Annotated in this window: 1 protein-coding gene; it reads right to left on the reverse strand. The window is 42.8% G+C overall.

Features of this window, described 5'->3' with window-relative positions; translation table 11 throughout:
* Window positions 1-2,018 (reverse strand): elongation factor G (gene fusA, locus GY843_RS02180; protein ID WP_297306081.1); only part of this gene is annotated, 2,018 nt, incomplete at its 3' end.
* Between the last annotated feature and the right edge of the window lie 69 nt (window positions 2,019-2,087).

The following is a 2,087-nucleotide window of genomic DNA, read 5'->3' on the forward strand; positions in this document are numbered from 1 at the left end:
GCGTAGTGTGAGAACTCCATAGAGAACTGACCACGACCAGATGTCATTGTACGTAGTGAACCGATGTAACCGAACATTTCTGATAACGGTACGTCAGCTTTAATACGAACGCCAGTTAAACCAGCTTCTTGATTGCTTAACATACCACGACGACGGTTAAGGTCACCAATTACATCACCTACGTGATCTTCTGGTGTGAACACGTCAACTTTCATGATTGGCTCAAGAAGTTGTGCACCCGCTTTAGGGATAGACTGACGGAAAGCGCCTTTAGCAGCGATTTCGAAAGCAATTGCAGATGAATCCACGGCGTGGAAGCCACCGTCGAAAAGCTCAACTTCAACGTCAAGTACTGGGAAGCCAGCTAGAACACCTTCACCCATCATTGACTTAAAGCCTTTCTCAACTGCAGGCCAGAATTCTTTCGGTACGTTACCACCAACAACTGATGAAGTGAACGTGAAGCCTGAATTCGCTTCGCCTGGCTTGATGCGGTAATCAATTTTACCGAACTGACCAGAACCACCAGATTGTTTCTTATGCGTGTAGCTATCTTCGATTTCACGAGTGATAGTTTCACGGTAAGCAACCTGTGGTTGACCAACAATAAGGTCTACGCCGTAAGTACGCTTAAGGATATCTACTTTGATATCTAAGTGAAGCTCACCCATACCTTTAAGGATAGTTTCGCCTGAATCTTCATCAGTCTCAACTTGGAAAGACGGATCTTCTGCAACCATTTTACCGATAGCAATACCCATTTTCTCATTACCGCCTTTATCTTTAGGCTGTACAGCAATCGAGATTACTGGAGTTGGGAATACCATTGGCTCTAGAGTTACTTTGTCTTTCGGATCACATAGAGTGTGACCAGTTTGAACGTTTTTCATACCTACGATTGCAATGATGTCACCAGCTTGTGCGCTAGTTAACTCTTTACGTTCGTCAGCTTGCATCTCAACCATACGGCCAACACGCTCTGTTTTACCAGTAAACGAGTTAAGGATAGTGTCACCCTTGTTAAGTTTACCTGAGTAAATACGTACGAATGTTAATGCACCAAAACGGTCATCCATGATCTTAAATGCTAATGCTTTGAAAGACTCATCAGCAGATACGATTGCATGCTCGCCAGTTTCGTTACCTTCTTCATCCATAAGAGGTTGAGGGTCAACTTCTGTAGGAGATGGTAAGTAATCAACAACAGCGTCAAGTACTAGTTGAACACCTTTGTTTTTGAATGCAGAACCACAGAATGTAGGGAAGAAAGCAAGGTCACGAGTACCTTTACGGATACAACGCTTGATATCTTCAACTGAAGGTACTTCACCTTCCATGTACGCTTCCATTAGGTCATCGTCTTGCTCTACAGCAGTTTCGATAAGCATCTCATGGTATTCTTCAGTTTTTTCTACCATGTCTGCAGGAACGTCTGTGATTTCGTAGTTTTCTGGAAGACCAGTGTCATCCCATACGTATGCTTGCTTGTTTAAAACATCAACAACACCAACAAAATCATCTTCAATACCGATTGGTAAAGTCATGATAAGTGGAGTAGCACCAAGTACTTTTTGTACTTGCGCTGTTACACGGTAAAAATCAGCACCCATACGGTCTAATTTGTTTACGAAGATAATACGTGCAACACCTGACTCATTCGCGTAACGCCAGTTAGTTTCTGATTGTGGTTCAACACCACCAGAACCACAGAATACACCCACACCGCCATCTAATACTTTAAGTGAACGGTAAACTTCAACTGTGAAGTCAACGTGTCCAGGAGTATCGATAACGTTGAAACGGTGATCTTTCCAGAAACAGCTTACTGCCGCAGACTGGATAGTAATACCGCGCTCAGCTTCTTGATCCATGAAGTCAGTAGTAGATTCACCATCATGAACCTCACCTGTTTTATGGATAGTACCTGTAAGCTTTAGGATACGCTCAGTAGTAGTGGTTTTACCCGCATCAACGTGCGCGAAAATACCAATGTTTCTGTACTTCGATAAATCTGCCATTATTTTACTCTTAATAAAGTCGATAAATTATTCGGCGGGAGTATAGCATTACTTAAAGCGAACATCACC

Source organism: Neptuniibacter sp., assembly GCF_024231755.1.
Classification (GTDB): domain Bacteria; phylum Pseudomonadota; class Gammaproteobacteria; order Pseudomonadales; family Balneatricaceae; genus Neptuniibacter.